The organism is Aporhodopirellula sallentina SM41, assembly GCF_000346505.1.
Classification (GTDB): Bacteria; Planctomycetota; Planctomycetia; order Pirellulales; family Pirellulaceae; genus Rhodopirellula; species Rhodopirellula sallentina.
The window spans coordinates 1-957 of sequence record NZ_ANOH01000316.1 but is presented as its reverse complement, the minus strand read 5'-3'; the positions used below and the strand labels follow the sequence as shown (position 1 = coordinate 957).

Sequence of the window (957 nt, the reverse complement as noted above, 5' to 3'; positions counted from 1 at the left end):
AGAGCCTATCCGGAAACTGGTGTTTGCTGAAATGCCGATAATCGCCAGACTCTGTGCTCCTCGAAGCAACGGAGTGTGCGATGACCAGCGGCGAACGAAAACGGTATCCCAGCGACTTGACCGACCAGCAGTGGGAGATCATCAGCGAGCTGATTCCACGGCCCCGCAAGAGTCGCAAAGGCGGTCGGCCTCGAAGCGTCGACATGCGTGAAGTGCTCAACACGATTTTCTATCAATGCCGAAGCGGATGTCAGTGGGACATGATTCCCCATGATCTACTTCCCAAAAGTACGGTGTACGACTACTTCGCCAAGTGGCGTGATGATGGGACGCTTCGAAAGATCAATGATCGCCTCGTCGGAGCAGTCCGAATGCTCGAAGCACCGAGCGAAGAAATGGAGCCGAGCGCCGGTAGCATCGATAGCCAAAGCGTCAAAACGAGCGAACGAAGTGGAAGTCGCGGATACGACGGTGGTAAGAAAATAACGGGCAGAAAGCGAAACATTGCGGTCGACACGCTCGGGTTGCTGCTCGCGGTCACGGTGACCGTCGCTTCGGTGGACGATGCCTATGCGGCGCGACCAGTCATGAAGCAGCTTTCGCAATCGAGGCAACCACGCTTGCAAGTCATTTGGGCCGATTCGAAGTACCACAATCACGCGTTGAATTCCTGGCTTGGCCGTCAAACGAACCTGACTTGGAAGCTGGAAGTCGTTCGGCGTCCCAAGGGCGCCAAGGGATTCGTGTTGCTTCCGAAGCGTTGGGTCGTCGAACGAACTTTCAGTTGGCTTGGACGTTGGCGGCGACTCAGCCGTGATTACGAACATAAGACGGAATCAAGTGAGGCTATGGTACAAGTTGCATCGATCGGTCGAATGCTCAGGCGACTCGCACCCACTGGCGACCAACCTCCGTTCAAATATGGATTTACGACTTGAATGGGTTACCGGATAGGTT

General features: G+C 55.1%; 1 protein-coding gene. It reads left to right on the top strand.

All coding sequences use genetic code 11. From position 1 onward, the window contains the following. Positions 1–80 precede the first annotated feature (80 nt). Positions 81–938, top strand: coding sequence for an IS5 family transposase (locus RSSM_RS20975; RefSeq protein WP_044303182.1), 858 nt, complete (start codon positions 81–83; stop codon positions 936–938). Positions 939–957: the final 19 nt, after the last annotated feature.

Bases quoted from the DNA above. Each gene is read 5' to 3' on its own strand.
- RSSM_RS20975 (WP_044303182.1), top strand. From the start codon at position 81: ATGACCAGCGGCGAACGAAAACGGTATCCCAGCGACTTGACCGACCAG.